This is a genomic window from Collinsella sp. An2 (assembly GCF_002160065.1).
Classification (GTDB): domain Bacteria; phylum Actinomycetota; class Coriobacteriia; order Coriobacteriales; family Coriobacteriaceae; genus Limicola.
Map to the genome: position 1 here is coordinate 123,683 of NZ_NFJW01000002.1, position 21,035 is coordinate 144,717.

General features: G+C 59.0%; 19 protein-coding genes. 8 read left to right on the forward strand and 11 right to left on the reverse strand.

From position 1 onward, the window contains the following. Window positions 1–15 precede the first annotated feature (15 nt). The gene (locus tag B5F33_RS02380; protein WP_087410201.1) at window positions 16–972 is read right to left on the reverse strand and encodes a D-alanine--D-alanine ligase; all 957 of its coding nucleotides are present in this window, start codon (window positions 970–972) and stop codon (window positions 16–18) included. 112 nt (window positions 973–1,084) lie between these two features. Here B5F33_RS02380 and rlmN point away from each other — a divergent pair, with 112 nt between their 5' ends. Continuing rightward, a complete protein-coding gene (gene rlmN / locus B5F33_RS02385) occupies window positions 1,085–2,131 on the forward strand; it encodes a 23S rRNA (adenine(2503)-C(2))-methyltransferase RlmN (protein WP_087410202.1) in 1,047 nt (348 codons plus the stop codon). Between the two features lie 157 nt (window positions 2,132–2,288). On the opposite strand, the gene B5F33_RS11060 is transcribed toward rlmN, so the two are convergent. From B5F33_RS11060 to rpmH, 9 genes are all read right to left on the reverse strand, one after another. Beyond that, a complete protein-coding gene (locus B5F33_RS11060) occupies window positions 2,289–2,417 on the reverse strand; it encodes a hypothetical protein (protein WP_255376236.1) in 129 nt (42 codons plus the stop codon). Between the two features lie 128 nt (window positions 2,418–2,545). Further along, on the reverse strand, window positions 2,546–3,385 hold the full coding sequence (locus B5F33_RS02395) for a ParB/RepB/Spo0J family partition protein (RefSeq protein WP_087410204.1): 840 nt from the start codon (window positions 3,383–3,385) through the stop codon (window positions 2,546–2,548). A 43-nt stretch (window positions 3,386–3,428) separates the two neighbouring features. Next, complete coding sequence (locus tag B5F33_RS02400) at window positions 3,429–4,229, reverse strand: AAA family ATPase (RefSeq protein WP_087410205.1); 801 nt, start codon at window positions 4,227–4,229, stop codon at window positions 3,429–3,431. 609 nt (window positions 4,230–4,838) lie between these two features. Next, window positions 4,839–5,588, reverse strand: a complete 750-nt coding sequence (gene rsmG / locus B5F33_RS02405; RefSeq protein WP_087410206.1) for a 16S rRNA (guanine(527)-N(7))-methyltransferase RsmG — start codon at window positions 5,586–5,588, stop codon at window positions 4,839–4,841. A gap of 99 nt (window positions 5,589–5,687) precedes the next feature. Continuing rightward, window positions 5,688–6,245 (reverse strand): R3H domain-containing nucleic acid-binding protein, encoded by a 558-nt coding sequence (locus B5F33_RS02410; RefSeq protein WP_239284674.1) that lies wholly within the window; start codon window positions 6,243–6,245, stop codon window positions 5,688–5,690. Window positions 6,246–6,272: 27 nt separating this feature from the next. After that, a complete protein-coding gene (locus B5F33_RS02415) occupies window positions 6,273–7,049 on the reverse strand; it encodes a YidC/Oxa1 family membrane protein insertase (RefSeq protein WP_087410207.1) in 777 nt (258 codons plus the stop codon). A gap of 29 nt (window positions 7,050–7,078) precedes the next feature. After that, complete coding sequence (gene yidD, locus B5F33_RS02420) at window positions 7,079–7,315, reverse strand: membrane protein insertion efficiency factor YidD (protein ID WP_087410208.1); 237 nt, start codon at window positions 7,313–7,315, stop codon at window positions 7,079–7,081. Beyond that, window positions 7,308–7,637, reverse strand: a complete 330-nt coding sequence (rnpA, locus tag B5F33_RS02425) for a ribonuclease P protein component (RefSeq protein WP_087410209.1) — start codon at window positions 7,635–7,637, stop codon at window positions 7,308–7,310. Before rnpA ends, yidD begins: the two co-directional genes overlap by 8 nt. A gap of 14 nt (window positions 7,638–7,651) precedes the next feature. Further along, entirely contained in the window at window positions 7,652–7,786 is a 135-nt protein-coding gene (gene rpmH, locus B5F33_RS02430) for a 50S ribosomal protein L34 (protein WP_019127408.1), read from the reverse strand. A 339-nt stretch (window positions 7,787–8,125) separates the two neighbouring features. On the opposite strand from rpmH, the gene B5F33_RS02435 reads away from it, so the two are divergent. The 7 genes from B5F33_RS02435 to gyrA all read left to right on the forward strand — a co-directional run bounded on the left by B5F33_RS02435 (window position 8,126) and on the right by gyrA (window position 19,867). After that, window positions 8,126–9,484 (forward strand): ATP-binding protein, encoded by a 1,359-nt coding sequence (locus B5F33_RS02435; RefSeq protein WP_087410210.1) that lies wholly within the window; start codon window positions 8,126–8,128, stop codon window positions 9,482–9,484. A 74-nt stretch (window positions 9,485–9,558) separates the two neighbouring features. Beyond that, window positions 9,559–11,289: a DnaA/Hda family protein gene (locus tag B5F33_RS02440; RefSeq protein WP_087410211.1), complete on the forward strand. Its 1,731-nt coding sequence runs from the start codon at window positions 9,559–9,561 to the stop codon at window positions 11,287–11,289. A gap of 265 nt (window positions 11,290–11,554) precedes the next feature. Beyond that, window positions 11,555–12,658, forward strand: coding sequence for a DNA polymerase III subunit beta (dnaN, locus tag B5F33_RS02445; RefSeq protein ID WP_087410212.1), 1,104 nt, complete (start codon window positions 11,555–11,557; stop codon window positions 12,656–12,658). A gap of 327 nt (window positions 12,659–12,985) precedes the next feature. After that, complete coding sequence (recF, locus tag B5F33_RS02450; protein ID WP_087410213.1) at window positions 12,986–14,167, forward strand: DNA replication and repair protein RecF; 1,182 nt, start codon at window positions 12,986–12,988, stop codon at window positions 14,165–14,167. Further along, window positions 14,157–14,732 (forward strand): DciA family protein, encoded by a 576-nt coding sequence (locus tag B5F33_RS02455; RefSeq protein WP_239284676.1) that lies wholly within the window; start codon window positions 14,157–14,159, stop codon window positions 14,730–14,732. Before recF ends, B5F33_RS02455 begins: the two co-directional genes overlap by 11 nt. 116 nt (window positions 14,733–14,848) lie before the next feature. Beyond that, window positions 14,849–16,873: a DNA topoisomerase (ATP-hydrolyzing) subunit B gene (gyrB, locus tag B5F33_RS02460; protein ID WP_087410214.1), complete on the forward strand. Its 2,025-nt coding sequence runs from the start codon at window positions 14,849–14,851 to the stop codon at window positions 16,871–16,873. Window positions 16,874–17,119: 246 nt separating this feature from the next. Continuing rightward, on the forward strand, window positions 17,120–19,867 hold the full coding sequence (gene gyrA, locus B5F33_RS02465; protein ID WP_087410303.1) for a DNA gyrase subunit A: 2,748 nt from the start codon (window positions 17,120–17,122) through the stop codon (window positions 19,865–19,867). Between the two features lie 197 nt (window positions 19,868–20,064). Here the strand turns inward: gyrA and B5F33_RS02470 are convergent, their stop codons facing one another. After that, window positions 20,065–20,574: a bifunctional nuclease family protein gene (locus B5F33_RS02470; protein ID WP_087410215.1), complete on the reverse strand. Its 510-nt coding sequence runs from the start codon at window positions 20,572–20,574 to the stop codon at window positions 20,065–20,067. Window positions 20,575–21,035 lie beyond the last annotated feature (461 nt).

A 21,035-nucleotide genomic window follows, 5' to 3' on the forward strand; every position in this document is an offset into this window, starting at 1 on the left:
CCTACTCGGCGGACCTTATTCCCCCGCGCGCTCGAGTCCCAACTCAATCAGGCGGTCGCATACCTGTGCAAAGGTCATGCCCGCATGGCGCACCTCGTCGGGATACAGCGAGGTATCCGTCATGCCCGGAATCGTGTTGGTCTCAAGAATCACCGGACCATCCGCGGTCACGATAAAGTCGCTGCGAGAGAAGCCGTTGCAACCAAGCGCGCGATGAGCGGCACAGGCAAGCTGCTGAGCACGCTCGTAGTCATCCGCGTCAATCTGCGCGGGAATGCGATGTACCAGGGAGGGGTCAATGTACTTGACGTTCAGGTCGTAGAACTCGGCGTTCTCCTGCTTACGAATCTCCACGATGGGCAGGGCCATAAGCTTGTCACCTTCATAGACGCCGACCGTGATCTCGGTGCCTACCAGGCGCTGCTCTACCAGCACCTTGTCACCATGCTCAAACGCGACCTCAAGCGCGCGGGGAAGCTCGGACGCGCTCTTGACGCAGCTCACGCCATAGCTCGAACCGTTGACAGCGGGCTTCACGAAGCACTCCGGGCCCAGCTGATCCATGATGGCGTCGACATCAATATCGTCGCCGCGCTCTACAACTACACCCTTGGCGATGGGAATACCGGCATGCTCGTACAGAACCTTCGAGATGTCTTTGTCGGCTGCACAGGCACTGGCGGCAACACCCGAGCCCGTGTAGGGGATATGCAGGTATTCAAGGATGCTCTGAATCATGCCGTCCTCGCCGCCCAGCCCGTGGAGAGCGATGAACGCAGCATCGTAGCCACCCTGGGCAAGGTCATGTAAAAACCCCTCTGAACCCGGGTCGAGCGTCTCGACAGTGCCGTAGCCGGCCTCCTTGAGAGCGACGACCACGTTGGCGCCGGATGCTTTCGAGATTTCGCGCTCATCGGAGATGCCGCCCGACAACACGACCACACGCATCGCGTCCTTGTTCTTCCTGCTCATGATGCGCTCCCTCCCAAGGTGGTTTTTCCCGCCTTGCGTCATTTCTTGGTCTCGACTCACGGTATCTTATTGTATATAGATACGATTCGGTTCCACCATTGAAAGGTATGCAATGGAAGAAACAAACAAGCGCCCCGACATCCGCTCTCTTACCCCCGATGAGCTGGGCGTCCTTCTGCGCGACTTGAAGCAGCCGGCCTTTCGCACCAAGCAGGTCATAGAGTGGGTCTTTGATAAGAACATCAGTTCGTTTGACGAGATGACGAATGTTCCTAAGTCCCTGCGCGAGCAGCTTGCCCAGTCCTTTACGTTCAACCTGCCCGAAGAGGTTGCACGACAGGTCTCGGCAGATGGATCGCGTAAGTACCTACTCCGCTTCTCCGATGGCGTCGCCGTCGAGACGGTCGCCATGCCAAGCCGCTCGAAGCTCGCAGTATGCATCTCGACACAGGCTGGCTGCGCAATGGGTTGCGTCTTCTGCGCCACCGGCCTTGCGGGGCTTACCCGTTCGCTTACCGCCCAGGAGATGGTCGATCAGGTGCTCCACGTTGCCAATGACTTCAACGAGCGCGTGACCAGCGTCGTCTTCATGGGTCAGGGAGAACCTTTCAATAACTTCGACGCCACGGTCGAAGCGCTGCGCAAGCTCAACGCAGAGCACGGCCCGAATATCGGGGCACGTCATCTCACCGTTTCTACCTGCGGCATCATTCCTCGCATTCGTCAGTTTGCCGAACTTCCCGAGCAGTTCACCCTTGCCATCTCTCTGCACTCCGCCATCCAGCAGACTCGCAACCAGCTCATGCCCGGTGTTAAGAAATACACGCTGCCGCGCCTGTATGAAGCCCTGCAGAACTACACCGAAAAGACCGGACGACGCCCGACGTACGAATACGCCATGATTGAGGGAGTCAACGACACCGATCCCGAAATGCGAGCGCTCTGCGACTTCTGCGAAGGAACGTTGTGTCACGTTAACCTTATTCAGCTGAACGACATTCGCGACAGCCCCTTTAAGCCGTCGCCGCAGAAGAAGGTCGAAGAGCTTCAGCGGAGGCTGATGACGCGCGGCGTCGAGACGACCATTCGTGTATCGCGGGGGAGTGACATCGACGCGGCCTGCGGTCAGCTCAAGCAGCGTCTTACGACCCATAAATAATCATATTTGCATCGGGCTCATCCTTTGAGCCTCTTGTTGCTGCTTCACATGACGAGCCCCCATGTTTTACGTGAAACATGGGGGCTCGTTGGTATCAGGAGATCCTAACCGTTCGTGATGTATGTCTAACCCAAATACTTAGGTACCTAAATATTACTTAATATCCAACAGATTCCCATTGCTGTGCAACCCACTGCTGGTTGATCTTTGGATTGCGCGTCATCTGTGCTGTGCGCAGTGCAACCTCTTCCGACATTCCATCGACCGTTTGCTTTGTGGTAGACATGACCGACCGCGCCTTAGCAATCAGCTTGGTCCGAAGCTCACGGTCCGTCATTAGACGATACGACACATATGACGTTGCTGCTACCGTCACCGTAAATGCAATAGCCCCTGCAAACCCCTTCATAGCTATCAGCCCTCATCCATCTCAACTGTTCCCGATGACTCCTGGACGATCTGTGCTAGCAGCGAGTCCAACTCATCCTCGTCTTTAAATTCAATCTCAATCTTATTCTTGCCACGTAGACTCTTGACCTTCACATTGGTATTAAGAGCCTGACGCAGAACTCTTGCAGCCTTCTTGAACGACTGCGGTGTCACCGTTCTTGGTGCTCGTGGTGCATCGCCGACTGAAAACAATGGTGCAAGGTTTTCAGTCGCACGAACGGACAGTCCTTCCTTTACAACCTTTTCTGCGAGCCTGATTCTTGCATCCTCATAGGGAACCGCAAGGATTGCCCTCGCATGACCAGCAGTAAGCTGGCCTGCAAAAATCATGTCCTGAACAGGAGCAGGAAGGTCAAGCAAACGGAGGCTATTGGTGATCGCAGAACGTGACTTAGATACTGCCTTCGACAGAGCTTCCTGAGTCATCCCGCTCGCATCGATGAGCTGCTTATAACCCTTAGCTTCTTCAATAGGATTCAAGTCGGAACGCTGAAGATTCTCGATGAGTGCCAGAGCGAGCATTTCCTGATCGTCAACATCTCGCACAACCGCAGGAACTTCCTCAAGACCAGCAAGCTTAGCTGCCTGGTACCGGCGCTCTCCGGCGATGATTTCGTAACCCTTACCTTTTCGACGAAGAAGCAACGGCTGTAGAATTCCATGCTCTGCTATAGAGTTGCTCAGCTCCCGAAGTTCCGATTCATTGAAATGCACACGCGGTTGATTTGGGTTCGGAGTAATATCCTCAATAGGAACAGTCTGCTTAGCAGCAGCGCTTCCCGTTTCAGTTTGAGCCTCGCCCATAAGCGCGTTCAAACCTTTTCCGAGACCACTTTTTCGCTTTGGACTAGGCACGGTTGATCACCTCTTTAGCTAATGACATGTATGCCTTAGCACCCTTGTTGTTTGGAGCATATGAGATCACAGGCATGCCATACGATGGCGCTTCGGAGAGCTTTACCGTTCTAGGAATCAACGTTTTAAAGGTTGTATCGCCAAAATAGTTGCGGACTTCTTCAACAACCTGATTCGAAAGCGAAGTACGAGAATCAAACATGGTCAGAAGGACGCCATATGTATCCAATTCCTTGTTCAAGCGCCCCTTTACCATCTTCATCGACTCCAACAGCTTTGTTACGCCTTCAAGTGCGTAATACTCACACTGAATAGGGATCAAAACGCTGTCTGCTGCAGTTAAAGCATTGATTGTCAGCAGACCGAGCGACGGGGGACAGTCGATGAAAATGAAGTCAAATGCATCTTTCACCGGCTCAAGAGCCTCTTTTAACCTTGTTTCGCGTGCCATTGCCGAGACAAGCTCAACTTCAGCACCTGCCAACTGAATTGTTGCTGGCACTACAAACACTTTCTTGCTCTCTGTATCATGAATGAGGTCCTCAACAGGCACATCATTGAGCAGCGCGTCATATACACACTGCTCAAGATCTTCTTTTTCAACACCAAGGCCGCTTGTACTGTTTCCCTGAGGGTCAAAGTCAACCAGAAGTGTCTTTCGATTCATTTCTCCTAATGCTGCAGACAAATTAACAGCTGTTGTTGACTTGCCCACACCACCTTTCTGGTTGATGATGGCGATTACACGCGTCTTTTTAGCGCTTTTCGACCGCTTTACGTCTCGGAATCCCACTATTCCTCCCATTTCTACGGTTTTAGTGCGTTCATCGGCTCGATGGAGGATGTTTCACGTGAAACATGACGTTCCTAATCTCCAGAATCCATTATGTTTCACGTGAAACTATGAAGCAAGAGCATTTCTCAGATAGACGAAGGTGAATTTAAGTTAAGAATCGTGTTGGTGGAACAAATCAGCAATTCAACTAATGAATTTATACAAGTTTCACGACCATACGTGCATGTTTCACGTGAAACATGCAGGACTAAACTATTCAAAAGTGTCATTCAAACTCTCAACTGAATTGAGTTCAACAATCAAACAATTTCAACGGTAAACCTGAGTTTGCTCATTCTTGCGTTATATTGCAATCAACGCAGACACTTACATAAGATCAATACTCTAATTACTTATATCGTAGTTGTAATCTATTTCGCTATTACTGTATTCAGTAGTCTCTCTTTCGTAATTCAGAATGGTAATACACAACGTCGAGAAATGCAGAATGCCCTGACGTTTCACGTGAAACGTCAGGGCATTCTAAAGAAAACTGAAATATGAAAAGTGCTGAACGAATACTAAGGCAAAGAATCACTCAATCGGATCAGATCAGATCAAAACAATCTATCCCAAAGGATGGCGTTTGGCAGCACCAGCCTGTCGTGGAAGCTTGCAAGAAGGTCGGGACACCGATTGATACACGATCACCGTACGATGACCCAACTCATTCGGAAGCTCAAATTCAGAATAAGCAACACGCCTCAAACCACAAATATCAGCGGCACGATCACCAGCCTCAAGCTCAGACTCTTCAGGTCGAGCCTTCGCAGCAACAAAGAGACCGCCTCGCTGAAGCAACGGAGTTGCATACTCAATCAACACCGGAAGCGAAGCGACGGCACGAGCAGTGATGACAGCAAACCCATTCAGATGTTCAACAGCATAATCCTCAAGACGCGCATGAACACACTCAACTCTGTCAAGGTGAAGCTGATCACAGAACTCTTGTACAGCAGCGACCTTCTTGCCAACAGAGTCAAGCAACACGGCGTCTCGCGCGGATACAATTCTCAGAGGGATTCCTGGAAAACCAGCACCGGTACCCATATCAAGATAACGACCATCAGGAGCCTGAGAACAGGCATCGGCAAGTAGCAGTGAGTCCAGAATATGTAAGACCAGGGCCTCAGTCGGTGAAGTGATTCTTGTCAGGTTAAGTGAAGCGTTCTTCTCGATAACAAGAAGCAAATGCTCAACAAGCTGATTCAGCTGGTGGTCTGTCAAATCAATCCCAGCATCCTGAGTCAACGACTTAAGCTCATCAACCAAAGATGCCTGAGAAACTCTATTCAAAGAGTCTACGGAACCAGTCATATCAACACCTTTCAAGTGACTGAAATCAGTGTAACAAGAATCTGAGACAAAAAAGGGAGCGCCGCAGCGCTCCCCAAACTCATCGATGAACGTCAGGAGTTACACCAAGGAAATCACAACATGACGATCGGGATCGGTACCCTCGGAATGAGTTTCAACCTGAACGTTATCACGCAGGGCAATGTGTACGAGACGACGCTCATAGGCGTTCATAGGCGGCAGGGTCACTGTCGTATGCTGGCGAACAGCACGGGCAGCTGCAGAGGTTGCCATTGCAGTGACCTTGTCATGACGTCGGCTCTTATATCCCTCGATGTCCACAGACACTGGATAACGAAAACCGAGCTTTTTGCTCACCATAAGTGAAAAGAGCGTCTGAAGAGCTTCGAGTGTGCGCCCATGGCGACCGATGAGGACGGCAAGATCAGGAGCCGTCACATCAAGTATGAGGTCATCATCGTCGCCCTCATACTCGTCAATGGGCGAACCCTCGGCACCAAAGAAGCCGAGCAGCTCGCGGAGAATCGAAATCGAAAGGTCTGCAATCGTATCCAAATCCTCGTCGGTGAGCGGCTCACCAGCCTTATAACGAGCCGCAAGCTCGGGATACTCTCCAGAAGGAGCGACCTCCTGGGCTTCATTCATGACGTCATCCATATGAACTCCAATTAGTTAGGTACCTAATTAGTTCTTCTTGTGCGGACGCTGCTTGCGCTCACGACGCACCACATCGACCTCGATGGGAGCATTCGCAAGACGGGCCTCTTCCTCGGCCTTCGCCTTCTCCATGACGCGCTGCGTAACGAACACCTGCTGGACAACCTGCCACAGCGTAGAAACGTCATAGTACAGAAGAACGCCGGCGGGAAGTCCCCAACCGATGAACAGCATCATGATAGCCATGACGACAGATGTCGTACGCATGGTAGAAGCCTGGGCGCCGGTCTGGTTACGAGCGCTATACAGCTGCGGGATGAGCGTCAGCACGGCAAACAGCAGCAGCGCGATGATGTACGGAAGCGCAACAGTAATACCCTGGGCAAACGTACCAGCAGGCGTAGCGGTCAGATCGGGCAGGATGTTATAGAACGAGAACGGCACATCGCTGCCGCCGAAATACGAAGGCAGGTCGCGCAGCAGCGTAAAGAGCGCGAACAGGATAGGCATCTGAATAAGGAGCGGCAGGCACCCGCCAAACGGGTTGAACTTGTTCTCGGAATAGAACTTCTGCATCTCCTCGTTCATGCGCTGCGGATCGTCGGCATAACGCTCCTGAATCTCCATGAGCTTAGGCTGCAGCACCTGCATGCGCGCAGTGGACTTCGTGGACTTCAGCAGCAGCGGCGTCAGGATAAGACGCACAATGAGCACCAGGATGATGATCGACAGTCCCCAGTCGACCGCAAAGCTCTGAATGACCGCGAGGATCTGGAAGAGAATGTTGACGATCCAATCCCACATGTGTAGTTAACCTCCGAGTTACCGTGCACCTAGGGCACGGGGTCGTAGCCGCCGGCGTGGAGCGGGTTGCATCGTACGATGCGCCGAACCGCCAGCCAGCCGCCCTTTACAATGCCGTGACGCCGAATCGCCTCGACGGCATATTGTGAACACGTAGGGGTGTAGATGCACGAAGCCGGAAGCATCGGCGAGATAAACCGCTGATACAGCCGAATGGGCGCCACCGCGACGCGGCGCGCAAACGTGTGCCATGCCCCCTTAGCCATCAAGACCCGCCCGCTTACACAGCGACTGCAAGGCTCCCGCAAGTTCTTCGGGTCGGGCCGCAGCGGTGCCGCGCGTGGCAAACAGAATGATCTCGCGACCCTCGGCGGGAAAGCCGTGATGCCGCGCGACCTCGCGGAGCACCCGCTTGGAACGGTTGCGCACCACGGCGCAGCCAAGGCGCTTTGGTGCAGCGAAGGCGACCCGTCCTGGATCGCCTTCGCTCAAAGAATCACATATAACCATTCGCATCAAGGGATGGTTATAGCGCCGTCCCTGGGTGAACACGCGCTCAAAATCCATCTTGGACTTGATGGTCCTCATACGAACTATGTCTACTAGACGGTGAGGCGCTTGCGACCCTTGGCGCGACGACGGGCCAGCACAGCGCGGCCGCCCTTGGTTGCCATACGAGCGCGGAAACCGTGAGTCTTGGCGCGCTTACGCTTGTTCGGCTGATAGGTACGTTTCATCGTTGTCCTCCTGCTGCATTTCTTGCAATCAATGAAAGGCCAATTAACAGGCACTAGAGCTTTCAGATTGTATGGAATACCGCGCGCGGATGTCAACAAAACAATTGCATATATCCCGAAGTCACCACAGGTGAACGGCAAGATTTGCACGCTTTGAACAGCGCGGGTGAATTATTTCATATTCTTTCACGCACATTTCCACAGGCTCAGTGGAAGTTGTTGATAACTTTTCGCAATCTTTCTTCACTTTTCAACAGGTTTTGAAAAGTTGTGGAAAGATGTGTAACTGTCCACGGTGAGCTACTATCTTGCTGAAACCGCGTGAAAGATTGAGAAACCATGGCAGACGACTTCTATCCCTTCGTGGACTCGGGCGACCGAGCACCGGACAACAGCCACATCACCGGCGAAGCCGACACCACGGAACGCGCCGACGAGCCCCTCGGCACCGAGGCGCCACGGGCTGCCTTCGCGACGCGTATCGCCATCTATGACGACATGTTCTCTACGCCGCGTGTCGTGGTGATAGAGCCCAACGAAGTGCGCCCCTATCTTGAAGAGGTAACCAACACGGTGTACCGCTGCATGAAAGAACAGGGCGGCAACGTCTCGCTCATGGTGATCAGAGAGATCGTCGAGAACTTCATCCACGCCCACTTCGTCGAGCCCATCATCTCGATTCTCGATGGGGGCAACACCATCCGCTTCGCCGACCAAGGGCCCGGCATCGCCGACAAGGAGCGCGCCTTTGAGTTTGGCGTGACGTCGGCAGACCGAGATATGAAGCGCTATATCCGAGGCACCGGCGCGGGCTTTCCCATGGTGCAGCAATACCTTGAAGCCGCCGGGGGCGCCGTGTCGATTGAAGACAACCTGGGCGCCGGCACGGTCGTGACCGTGAGCCTGGACCCGGCGCGCGTAAGCGAGATTCGCGCAACCGCCTCGCGCGGCGCGGCGGTGCGGGGAGGGACTGTACAGGGACAGGCGCCGCAACAGCAGGGCCTGTCCCAGGCGACGCCGAGCCCTCAGCAGATGACGCCCATGCCCAGCGAGTCCGCCCCGTACACGCCGGATGGCACCGCACCCAGCGCAACGCCCGCCGCGGCACCCTGGGCAGGACCGGAGGCCGCGCCTTATGCCCCGGCGCCATCTCCGGAGACGGGCGGCGCACAGAACCCGCAAGCCGCTGGTAACGTAGGCAACGGAACATATCCCCAGGCAACGCCGGGAACTCCGGGATACATGCCGCCCGCGGGATACCCCGCACCGCAAGGGAGCTGGGGACAGCAGGGCTACTGGCCCGGATGGAATCCGGCGTATCCCACTCAGTCCTATGCGACGCCGGCGTGGCAGGCCCAACCGGGCGCCGCAGGATATCCCTTCGGTTATCAACAGCCCTACCATCAGTTTTCCACAATTCAACAACCGGCTGGTCAAGCCTATGGTTCGGCGCCCCAAGGCACGGAGGCTACAGGTATGACAAGCGGGCCCTACGTAAGCGAGCGCGGACGCCTGGCGCTGGCGTTTCTCCTGGAGCACGGGCAGGCAGGGCCCACCGACCTGGCAACGGCGTTTGGGCACTCGGGTCCCACGTGGTCACGAGAGCTTGCTACACTGAATGAATGCGGATTCGTGGTAAAACACGGCCAAAAGTATCACCTCACCGAGCTGGGATCGTCGTGGACCCGGTCCCAGTGACCGCTGCTGCATAAACCACGGGACAAGGCTGAGGTTACCGGCGGCAAGCTGAGGAGAATTGGGCGGAAGGCGACATGGACAACGAGGCGAAAATCATCCTAGACGACACCATCTCGTTTTGCAGGAGAGACGGACGCGACGCCCGTCTTATCAACATGCTTGCCCAATCACTGCCGCTCGAGCTCACCGACGAGAGCCTCACCATCGAGGCGCCCTCCCGCTTCGCCTATGCCTACCTCATGAAGCAGCGCGAGATCATCGAACGCTATCTGGAGGAGATCGCGTTTTGCCCCCTGTCGTTGCATGTGACAGTTCCGCAAGATCCCGCCGCCACCTCGCAGACGCCCGTCGCGCCCGCACCGTCCGTCGAGCGAAGCGCTGCCCCGGAGGCGCATGCGCCGGCCGCCTCGGCGACCATGGCCTATCCCGAGAGCGCTCCGATAGCCGAGCCTGCGGTCGCGACGCCCGTCGATGCCATGCCTGCGAGGCCGGCAGCATCCACACTGGAGGCGGCGCCGTCGCCCTTCACTGCCGCAGCGGACACCAAGGTCACGGTCACCAACACGCTTTCGCCCGAGGCGTTTCGCAAGATGGTCGCCACCATGAAGGGCGAGGAGCAGGCGCGTCGTGCAGGAACCCCCGCACCCGTCGCGCCGTCGCCAGAGCCCGAAAGCGCCCCGGCGCACCAGGCGCACGCCAACTCGAAGTTCACGTTCGAGAACTTCGTCTATGGCGACGAGAACAAGCATGCCTACCAGTCGGCCGTCCGCTTTGCCGCCATGGCCGAGGAGCCTGGCAGCTGCACGTCGCTGTTCATCTATGGAAACTCTGGCCTTGGCAAGACGCACCTGCTGCTCGCGATAAAGAACTATCTCAACGAGACGAAGCCCTACATCCGCGTGAAGTATGCGAACTCCCAGGCTTATATCGACGACTTCATCAACGAAGTCGCCATCCAGAAGACCGAGGGACGCGCCATCCTGCGCGACTACCACGATGCCGATGTGCTCATCATCGACGACATCCAGAACATCATCGGCAAGACGGCGAGCATCGAATACTTCTTCCGTCTCATGGACGAGTTCATCCGAGACAACAAGAAGATCGTGATCGCATCGGACCGCGCACCCAAGAAACTCGGCATGGACGAGCGTCTCACCAGCCGCTTCAACGCCGGCATGCTCTGCCTGGTGTCCGAGCCGGGCTTCGAGATGAAGTACACCATCCTCAAGCGCTACTACGAGCACACCATCCTGCCTGCCGCCGAGGCGGAGCGCACCGCAGGCACCGGCGACGATTCGCTGCTGGGAACCATCCGCTCGGGAGGGGGACACCTCACCGACGAGCAGCTGCGGCATATGGCCGAGATCTCGGGCACCAACATCCGCGAGCTCGAAAGCTTCTGCGAGCGCTGCGCGGGCGACTCGTTCGAGAAGGAGCAGGCTGGCCAGGAGCTCACCGGCGACGACATCGACCGCATCGCGAACGAATACTTCGACACGGCGCACAAGAAGATCCACGTCGACACTGTGCAGGCCGTCGTCGAGGAGTTCTATCACGTAAGCCATGAGGACCTCATCGGACCCCGGCGTCCGGCAAACATCGCCTTCGCACGCCACGTGGCCGTCTATCTCGCCATGGACATGTGCGAGATGACCACCCCCATGGTGGGCGCCGAGTTTGGCGGCCGCGACCATTCGACCGTCCTCAACTCCATCAAGGTCATCGAAAAGAAGGTTAAAGAGGACCGCAGCCTCGTCGAGGACCTTCAGCTGCTGCGCAACAAGATCATCCTGCGCTCATAGCGGGCGCAGGCGTTACTAGCCAGCACGCTCGGCGTGCAGGGACAAGGTGTGAAAAGGAGCGGGAAAGGGTGTTGAGAAGTCGATGCCGTACGTGGAGAATTGGGGAGGGTGTTCGTGGCTGTTGATAACCACCCCTGTTCTCAACATGGGAAGGTCAACAACTCTATGAGCCGCGACCTGCCCGTTTGCTAGTTGCCCACACCGTCCACGGTCTTATTACTATTATGAAAGATATATCTCTATAGATATAAAGAAAGGGAGCGCCATGAAGTTCACCGTAAGCCAGAGCTCGTTGTCAGACGCCATCGCAATCGTGTCGAAGGGTGTCGCCAACGCGTCGACGCTTCCCATCCTCTCCGGCGTGCTGGTGCGGGCTATGGACGGCGTGCTCGAATTCCAGACGTCAAACTACACCATATCTATCCGTCACCGCATCGCCGCACATGTTGAGGAGCCAGGCGAGATGGTGATTCCCTGCAAGATGCTCTCCAACATCACCAAAACGCTTCCCGACGCCCCGGTGCGATTCGAGCAGGCCGATCGTCAGGTGCTGATCAGCTGCGAGAAGAGCCGTTTCCGCCTGAATACGCTTGACGCCGCCGACTTCCCCGAGTTCCCCACCTACGCCATCGAGGCGGCCGTGGAGCTGCCGACCAACCTGCTGACCGAGATGGTCGCCCGCGTGTGGCGCGTCACCTCGAACGACAAGGCCCGTCCTATCCTGGGCGGCGTCCACATGACGGTCGAAAACAACACGATCCGCCTCGTCGCGACCGACTCCTTCCGACTTGCCGTGGTCGACACCCAGGTTGAGACGTCGTCGCTTGAGGGAAGCTTCGAGCTCAATGTTCCGGCCGAGGCCTTCAACGACGCGCTGTCCATCATGAGCGACCAGCCGCAGATCATGGTGGGTGCGACCGATACTCAGGTGGTCTTCGAAGCGGGCAACACCTGCTACGTCTCGCGCCGCATCGAGGGCATGTATCCCAACTACAAGCAGCTCATCCCCGATTCATGTGTGACGAGCGTGAAGATCGATGTCGACGCCTTCTCGGCCGCCCTGAAGCGCGTCGCGGTCATCGCGACCACCAACCCCGCCGTCAAGTTCGAGGTCGATGCGCAGGCGGGCACGCTGTCGCTTTCGTCGATCTCGAACGACCAGGACCTCGCGCAGGAGACGATCGACGTCGAGGTCGAGGGCGAAAGCGGTGTGATCGCCTTCAACTATCACTACATCTTCGGCTGCCTGAACGTGCTCGGTCGCGAGAAGGAGATCACGCTCGAGCTGAAGAGCTATGCTGCCGCGGGCGTGTTCAAGGCGTATGACAAGATCAACTATTTGTACCTTGTCATGCCCGTCCGCATCTAATTCTTGGGCGCTGAGGCACCGCGCCTCGGGGCTCACTCGTCGGTCGCCGCACGCTAGGCGTGCTCCCTCCTCGTTCGCCTCGATCCACGGCACCTCAGCACCCAAGAATGATTGAGAGGGCGTGGTGCCGGCGTGCGCCCTCCTCTTTCGGGGCAGCCTACGGCACCTCAGCGCCGGGAGGGGCGCTCCTGGCCGAGGCGTACTCCTTCCTCATTCAGGGCAATCTGCGGCATCTGAAGGGCCTCATGGGGGTGCCGACGCGCCGCACGCTAGGCTGGGGGCCTCACACGTCGGGTTGATATCAATCGTTGACGGGAAGGAGGGGATATGACGATCTTCGCGCGCGAGTTGGCGGTGCGTTCGTATCGAAGCTACGAGACGTACGACCTCGCGCTCGCCGACGGCGTGACGGTGCTTGTGGGCAGAAACGCCGTAGGCAAGACGAATCTCATCGAAGCGTTGCAGCTGCTCACCACGGGCAGGTCGTTTCGACGGCCGTCGCCGGTAGAGCTCGTGCGCGCCGGCTGCGACCGCTGCCGCCTTGAGCTGACGCTCGAGGGCGAGGGTCGTGTCATCGACATGGCGCTCGAGGTGTCCGACGGCAAGCGGTCTTTTCGTCGCAACGGGAAGCGCTGCGCCGCCTCGGGCGTTCGCGGCGTCCTGCCGTCTGTCCTCTTCTGTCCCGACGACCTTGACATGGTCAAGCGCTCTGCGCGCGTGCGCCGCGACGCGCTCGATGCCTTTGGCATGCAGCTCAACGAGCGCTATGCCGAGCTCGTAGGGACCTACGAGCGCATCGTCGAGCAGCGCAACAGCTTGCTGCGCGAACGCGCTTGCTCCCCCGACCTTATGGCCGCCTGGGACGACGCCCTCGTGACCACAGGCGCCGCCCTCATGGACCATCGCATGGCGCTGCTGGAACGCATCCGCGTCCATCTGGTGCGCGCCTATGGCAGCATCGCCCCGCACGAGCAGGCAGACGTCGCCTACGTTCCCTCTGCGAATCAGGAAGGCGCCGAGGATGCCCCGCTGCCTGCAGACCGTGGTGCCCTGCGCGAACAGCTGGAGAACCAGTTCCGTCACAGGCTCGAGGAGCTTCGCGACGAGGAGTGGCGCCGCGGCATGACGCTGGTGGGACCACACCGCGACGAGGTCGCATTCAGCATCGACGGTCGTCCCGCGCGGACCTATGCGTCTCAGGGCCAACAGCGCAGCCTGGTGCTCGCGTGGAAGGTCGCCGAGGTGGAGGTCACGCGCGACATTCTCAGCCGTCCGCCCTTACTGCTGCTCGACGACGTCATGTCCGAGCTCGACGCCCATCGCCGCGACGCGTTTTTAGGTTCAATCGAGGGTGAAGTCCAGACCGTCATCACCACGACGAATCTGGGGTATTTCACCCCGGACGTGCTCGGGCGCGCCCGCGTGATCGAGATCGGCGGCGCGGAAGGCGACCCCGCCCCCGCCTCCGCGTCGGCGCCGGTCGGAAAGGGGGTTGCACGTGAAACATGACGATGCCCTTCGTTCACGCAAGACCGTCGGCCTCGACGCCTTTTTGGGCGCCGAGCGCAGCCGCATCATAGACGCGGCGACGCCCGAGCGCCGCGAACAGATGCATGCTGCCGAGCGCACCCGTGAGGTCTATCGTGCCTGGAATGCCGTCTGCGGCGGCACCCGGGAGGGCGGCCACGTGACGGGCCTTCGCTATCTGCCCGAGTCCAACCAGCTGCTCGTTTATGCCGACGCTCCCGCATGGACGCAGGAGCTCACCATGCTTCGCGAGATCATTCGCGCCCGCATGGCGCGCGAGGGGATTGACCTTGACGGGTTCGTCTTTCGTACCTCGCGCCCCGGTTACGGCTCCACTGAGGGGTCCCCGCGCAAGGGCCCGCGACCTCGCGGAGCCGCCTCTCAGGCGAAGCCTGCGCCCAGGTGTCCTCTCACCGACGATGAGGCTGCCTCGCTTTCACGCGCGGTTGAGCCCATCGAGGACCGTCGCCTCCGAGACGCCCTTAAATCGGCCATGGCTGCCAGTCTTGAGTGGAAAAAGGGTAAGGAAGCCCAAAACAAGCCTTAAATCCATTCTGGTTGCCTTGTAGAGGTATGTTCATGCCGTTCAGACACGTCGCCTTATCCGTTATCATAGAAAGGATTGCAGCATCAACGCACCTTTTCTTATGAGAGGGAGAACACGTGGCGAAGAAAAACGAGTACGACGGATCAGAGATTAAGATCCTTGAGGGTCTCGAGGCCGTCCGCAAGCGCCCGGGCATGTACATTGGCTCGACGAGCGCGAGCGGTCTGCACCACCTGGTCTGGGAGATCGTGGACAACTCGGTGGACGAGGCCATGGCGGGCTTCTGCACCAAGATCGAGGTCACGGTGCACCCCGACAACTCCATCACCGTTGTGGACAACGGCCGAGGCATCCCGGTGGACAAGCACCCGGTGAAGAAGATTCCGACGCTCGAGGTGGTCATGACCATCCTCCATGCGGGCGGCAAGTTTGACAACTCTGCCTACAAGGTGTCGGGTGGCCTGCATGGCGTCGGCGTGTCGGTGGTGAATGCCCTTTCGAAGAAGATGGTCGTGCAGGTCAAGCGCGATGGCCATATCTACGAGATGCAGTTCTCCCGCGGCAAGACCACGCAGAAGATGAAGGTCGTGGGCGACGCGAAGACCACCGGCACCACGACGACGTTCTGGCCCGATGACGAGATCTTCGAGACCACCGTCTACGACTACGAGACCCTGCGCAACCGTCTGCAGGAGACGGCGTTCCTCAACAAGAACCTCAAGATCGTGCTCAAGGACGAGCGCGAGCTCGCCCCGCGCGTCGATGAGTTCTGCTACGCCGGCGGCATCGTCGACTTCGTCAAGTTCCTCAACGAGGGCAAAGAGGTCCCCGACGGTCTGAAGCGCCCCATCTACCTGGCGGGCAGCTCAGAGCCGGACGCTCCTGTCGAGCGTACCGGCGAGGTGGAGATCGCCATGCAGTGGAACACCTCGTACTCCGAAACCGTCATGAGCTTCGCGAACGACATCTACACGCCCGAGGGCGGCATGCATCTCGAGGGCTTCCGCACCGCGCTGACGAGCGTCATCAACGACTATGCGCGCAAGCAGGGCATGCTCAAGGAGAAGGATACGAACCTTACCGGCGATGACGTGCGCGAGGGCCTCGCCGCGATCGTGTCGGTCAAGCTTGCCGACCCGCAGTTCGAGGGCCAGACCAAGGCGAAGCTCGGCAGCTCGTTCATGCGCACGCTCGTGCGCAAGGTCGTCGCCGACGGCCTCTCTGAGTACCTCGAGGAGCATCCCAAGCAGGCCCGCGAGATCGTCAAGAAGGCCCAGCAGGCGTCGAAGGCGCGCAACGCCGCGCGCAAGGCCCGCGAGGCCACGCGCCGCAAGAGTCTGCTCGAGACCGCGTCGCTTCCCGGCAAGCTCGCCGACTGCTCGGTGCGTGACGCCGAGATGACCGAGCTCTTCATCGTCGAGGGCGACTCGGCAGGCGGCTCGGCCAAGGACGGTCGCCGCCGAGACATCCAGGCGATCCTGCCCCTGCGCGGCAAGATCTTGAACGTCGAGCGCGTGGGTGATCACCGCGCGTTCAGCTCCGATACCATCCAGTCGCTCATCACCGCCATCGGCACGGGCGTGACCACGAGCTCGGGCGACGGTGGCGACTTCGACATCACCAAGGCGCGCTACCACAAGATCATCATCATGACCGACGCCGACGTCGACGGCGCCCATATTCGCATCCTGCTGCTGACGTTCTTCTACAAGTACATGCGCCCGCTCATCGATGCCGGCTACGTGTACGTGGCGTGCCCGCCGATCTTTGGCGTGAAGGTGCGCAACAAGATCCATTACGTCTACCCCAACGGCCGTCAGCCCGAGGACGAGATCCTGCGCGACACCATCAAGAGCCTGGGCCTCAACCCAGACGACGCCGATGACGACGTGAGCACGGGCAAGGTGACCAAGAAGCGCAAGGGCTACACCGTCCAGCGTTACAAGGGTCTGGGCGAGATGGACCCCAAGCAGCTCGCTTCGACCACCATGGATCCCAAGACCAGAATCCTGCAGCGTGTGACCATCGACGACGCCATGGCCGCCGACCGCGCCGTTCGCGAGCTCATGGGTAACCAGGTTGAGTATCGTCGCGAGTATATCGAGAAGCATGCGCACGACGCCCGCTTCCTGGACGCCTAACGCTCGCTTCCTCAGGCACCGCATCTTGGGGCTCACTCGTCGGTCGGCGCCCTTAGGCGTCCTCCCTCCTTGTTCACCCCAATCTGCGGCACCTGAGAAACCGAGCGGACCTGAATGGGCAATTTGGGGACAGTAAATTGACCTCGAGCTGACCTGCGGAATGTCAAATGGGGGACAGCCCCCAAATTGACCATTTTGAACGTGAGACGACCACGACCTAAGTAGGAGGTATACGTGGCAGACGATATGAACAACACCCCGGGAGAGGTGCCGGAGTCTGAGGGGTTGCCCGAGGATTTGAAGCGCCTGCTCGCCCGCGCCGAAAGCGATGACGAGGGCACCGACGTCTACGTCGAGGACGAGGGCGACGAGGAAGAGGAAGACGACGGCGAGCTCGAGGAGAGCTTCGGCGAGGTCGACCGCGGCGAGGCAGCCGGTGAGGACATCAACGGCGGCAGTCTGCAGATCAGCGAGTTCGGCCGCGAGATGCGCCAGAGCTTCATCGAGTACTCGATGTCGGTCATCACCGCACGCGCCCTGCCCGACGTGCGCGACGGCCTGAAGCCGGTGCACCGCCGCATTCTCTATGCTATGAACGAGAGCGGCATCTACCCCAACCGCCCGCACAAGAAGTCGGCCTGGACGGTCGGCGAAGTGATCGGTAAGTACCACCCGCACGGCGACTCCGCGGTCTACGACACCATGGTCCGCCTGGCGCAGTGGTTCTCCATGCGTACGCCGCTCATCGACGGCCACGGCAATTTCGGCAACATCGACGGCGACTCTGCGGCCGCCATGCGTTACACCGAGAGCCGCCTGGCGCGCCCGGCCATGGAGCTCCTGCGCGACCTGCAGAAGGACACGGTCGACTGGCAGCCCAACTACGACGAGTCGCTTGCCGAGCCCCAGGTGCTGCCGGCGCGTTTCCCCAACCTGCTCGTCAACGGTTCCTCGGGCATCGCGGTCGGCATGGCCACGAACATCCCGCCGCATAACCTCGGCGAAGCTATCGAGGCCACCTGCTATCTCATCGACCACCCCGATGCGACGGTCGACGAGCTCATGCAGGTCATGCCTGGCCCCGACTTCCCCACGGGCGCGGTCATCATGGGCTCCGACGGCATCCGCAAGGCCTACGAGACCGGCCGCGGCTCCATTACCGTGCGCGCCAAGGCGCATGTGGAGTCCACCAAGACCGGCCGTAACCGCCTGGTCTTTACCGAGATTCCCTACCAGGTCAACAAGGGTACCCTGCAGGAGAAGATCGCCCAGCTCGTCAACGAGAAGCGCATCGAGGGCATCTCGGACATGCGCGACGAGTCCACGCAGAAGGGCATCCGCCTCGTCATCGAGCTCAAGAAGGGCGTCATCCCGCAGGTCGTGCTCAACAACCTGTACAAGTTCACCTCGCTGCAGACGACCTTCGGCGTGAACAACCTCGCACTCGTGAACGGCGTGCCCAAGTGCCTGAGCCTGCCCGAGATGCTTCACCACTACATCGACCACCAGGTCGACGTGGTGACTCGCCGCACGCGCTACGACCTCAAGAAGGCCCAGGCCCGCGCCCACATTCTCGAGGGCTACCTGCTGGCGCTCGACCACATCGACGAGGTCATCCACATCATTCGCTCCTCGCAGACCGACTCTGAGGCAAGCCAGCGCCTGATCGAGCGCTTCGGCTTCACCCCCGAGCAGACGAACGCCATCCTCGAGATGAAGCTTCGCCGCCTGACCGGCCTCGAGCGCGACAAGATCGAGGAAGAGCTCGCAGGGCTCCGCCGCGCCATCGCCTACTACGAGGACCTGCTTGCGCACGAGGAGAAGATCCTCGGCGTCATCAAGGACGAGATGCGCGAGATCGCCAAGAAGTACGCAGACAAGCGCCGCACCGAGATCGCCGCGGCCGAGAAGGACCTCGACGTCGAGGACCTTATCGCCGACGAGGACATGGTCGTGACCATTACGCACACCGGCTACGTGAAGCGCATCCCCGTGGCGGCGTACCGCTCGCAGAAGCGTGGGGGCAAGGGCGTCTCGGGCGTGAACCTCAAAGAGGACGACGTCATCAGCGAGATGTTTATCGCGAGCACCCATGAGTACGTGCTCTTCTTCTCCAACCGCGGCAAGGTGTACCGTCTGAAGGTCCACGAGCTGCCCATCGGCACGCGCCAGGCACGCGGCACGGCGATCGTGAACCTGCTGCCGTTCGAGGAGGGCGAGAAGATCGCGAGCGTGATCAGCTGCCGCGAGTTCCCCGACGACGAGTATCTGCTTTTCGCTACCAAGCAGGGCATGGTCAAGAAGACCGTGATGAGCGCATACGACCGCAGCCGTCGCGATGGCATCATCGCGATCAACCTCAAGGCGGGCGACGCGTTGCTCGACGTGCGTCGCGTGCGCGAGGGCGACAAGGTTATCATGGCCACGACCGCCGGCAAGGCCATCGTGTTCGACGAGGACCAGGTGCGCGCCACCGGTCGCGACACGTCGGGCGTGCGCGGCATCACCATGAAGGACGACGCGACCGTGCTGGGCATGGAGATCTCCAACGGTAAGGGCGACCTCTTCGTGATTACCGAGCTCGGCTTTGGCAAACGCACCCCGGTGGCCGACTATCCCACCCAGAACCGAGGCGGCCAGGGTGTCTACACCATCCAGATGACGGCCAAGAAGGGCCAGCTTGCCGCCATGAAGACGGTGGGCCCGCAGCATGAGCTGTTCATCATTACCGAGGGTGCCACGGTCATTCGTGTGAAGAGCACGGATATCTCCGAGACGGGACGTGCGACGCAGGGCGTGAAGATTCTGACCGTCGCCGACGGTGACCGTGTGACGGCGGTGGCGCGCATGACGAGCGCGAAGAAGAAGCCGAAGGCGCGCGCCGTCGCCGAGGGGCAGGAGGCGCTTGATCTGGGCGCCGCCGGTGAGCCCGAGGACGACCGCGTTGACATTGGCGCCGCGGACGAGGCGCTCGAAGATCTGATCGACGAGTAATGTGTCTGCGCTCCGGTTGAGGCTCCGCTTCGAGACCCGGCCGGAGCACGCCGCGCGTTTCCGCGTGTCGCATCTCAGCGACGTGTATGACAAAGGGGCGGATGCCTGGCTACGAAGCCCGGGCATCCGCCCCTTATGCATGATGAGCTGTGTGGCGTCCGATGCATCGTCGCGGCCGCCTCTCGACAGGTTCGGTGTTAGAAGTCGTCGGGGGAGAGCGTTTGCACGAACTTGTCGAACTGCTCAAACTCCTCATCGCCATTGTGTTCGTTTGCGTGATACGAGATGGTCCCTGCGCGGTTCATGACGTCGTCTTCGACGTAGATGGGTGCGTTCACGCGAACAGCTAGCGCGAGCGCGTCGCTGGGCCGTGCGTCTACAGTGACCTCCTCGGCATCGTTGCCGTCACGCGTGAGCACGATGGTCGAATAGAAGACAGGTGCGTCGACGCGGTTGATCTCCACGCGCTCCAGGCGCGCGCCCAGGCTGTGCAGGGTGTCGACGAACAGGTCGTGAGTGATGGGGCGACTGTGCTTGGCGCCTTCGATGCCGCGGCTGATGGCGGCCGCTTCAAAGGAACCGGTTTGAATGGAAAGAGCGCGCAGCGGGGCGTCGCTTGCATGGCCAGCCGAGCGTTCTCGCAGCACGATGAGTGACGGAACAGCACCGGAGGCCATGATGATGGTCTCGATGTCTACGCGGATCATTATGGCACCTCCCATGTGCGATTGGTGATCTTGCGGTGGGTGGCTCCCACGTCGTTTGGGTTACCTACCCAAAACCGGTTAGTAATAGTACCCAAAACCTGCTGCATGTACAGCGGGGCGCATGCCAGCACCTCTATTTCATCTCAGGTTTTAACGAATGGCGCTATGGTATCTACAGGCCGCGCGGCCTGTCCGCCAGCGCTGCACGCGGACGGTTTTGTGGCAATCCACACGCTTGGTTCGTATGTTGTGGCAATCCACACGCTCAGGGTAGGTTTTTCAGTCCCTGGGCGTGCAGATTGCGTAAGGATACGAGCAAGGCGTGTAGATTGCCGCAGAATGGCACGTGCCAGGTTTATGAGAAAGGTCTCCATCGGAGAGGGCCTTGACGATTCTGAAGTGAGCCCGCGGGTAACGCATCCGGCTTCGCCGGCACGTTCGCTGCGCAGGGTATGCCGAGA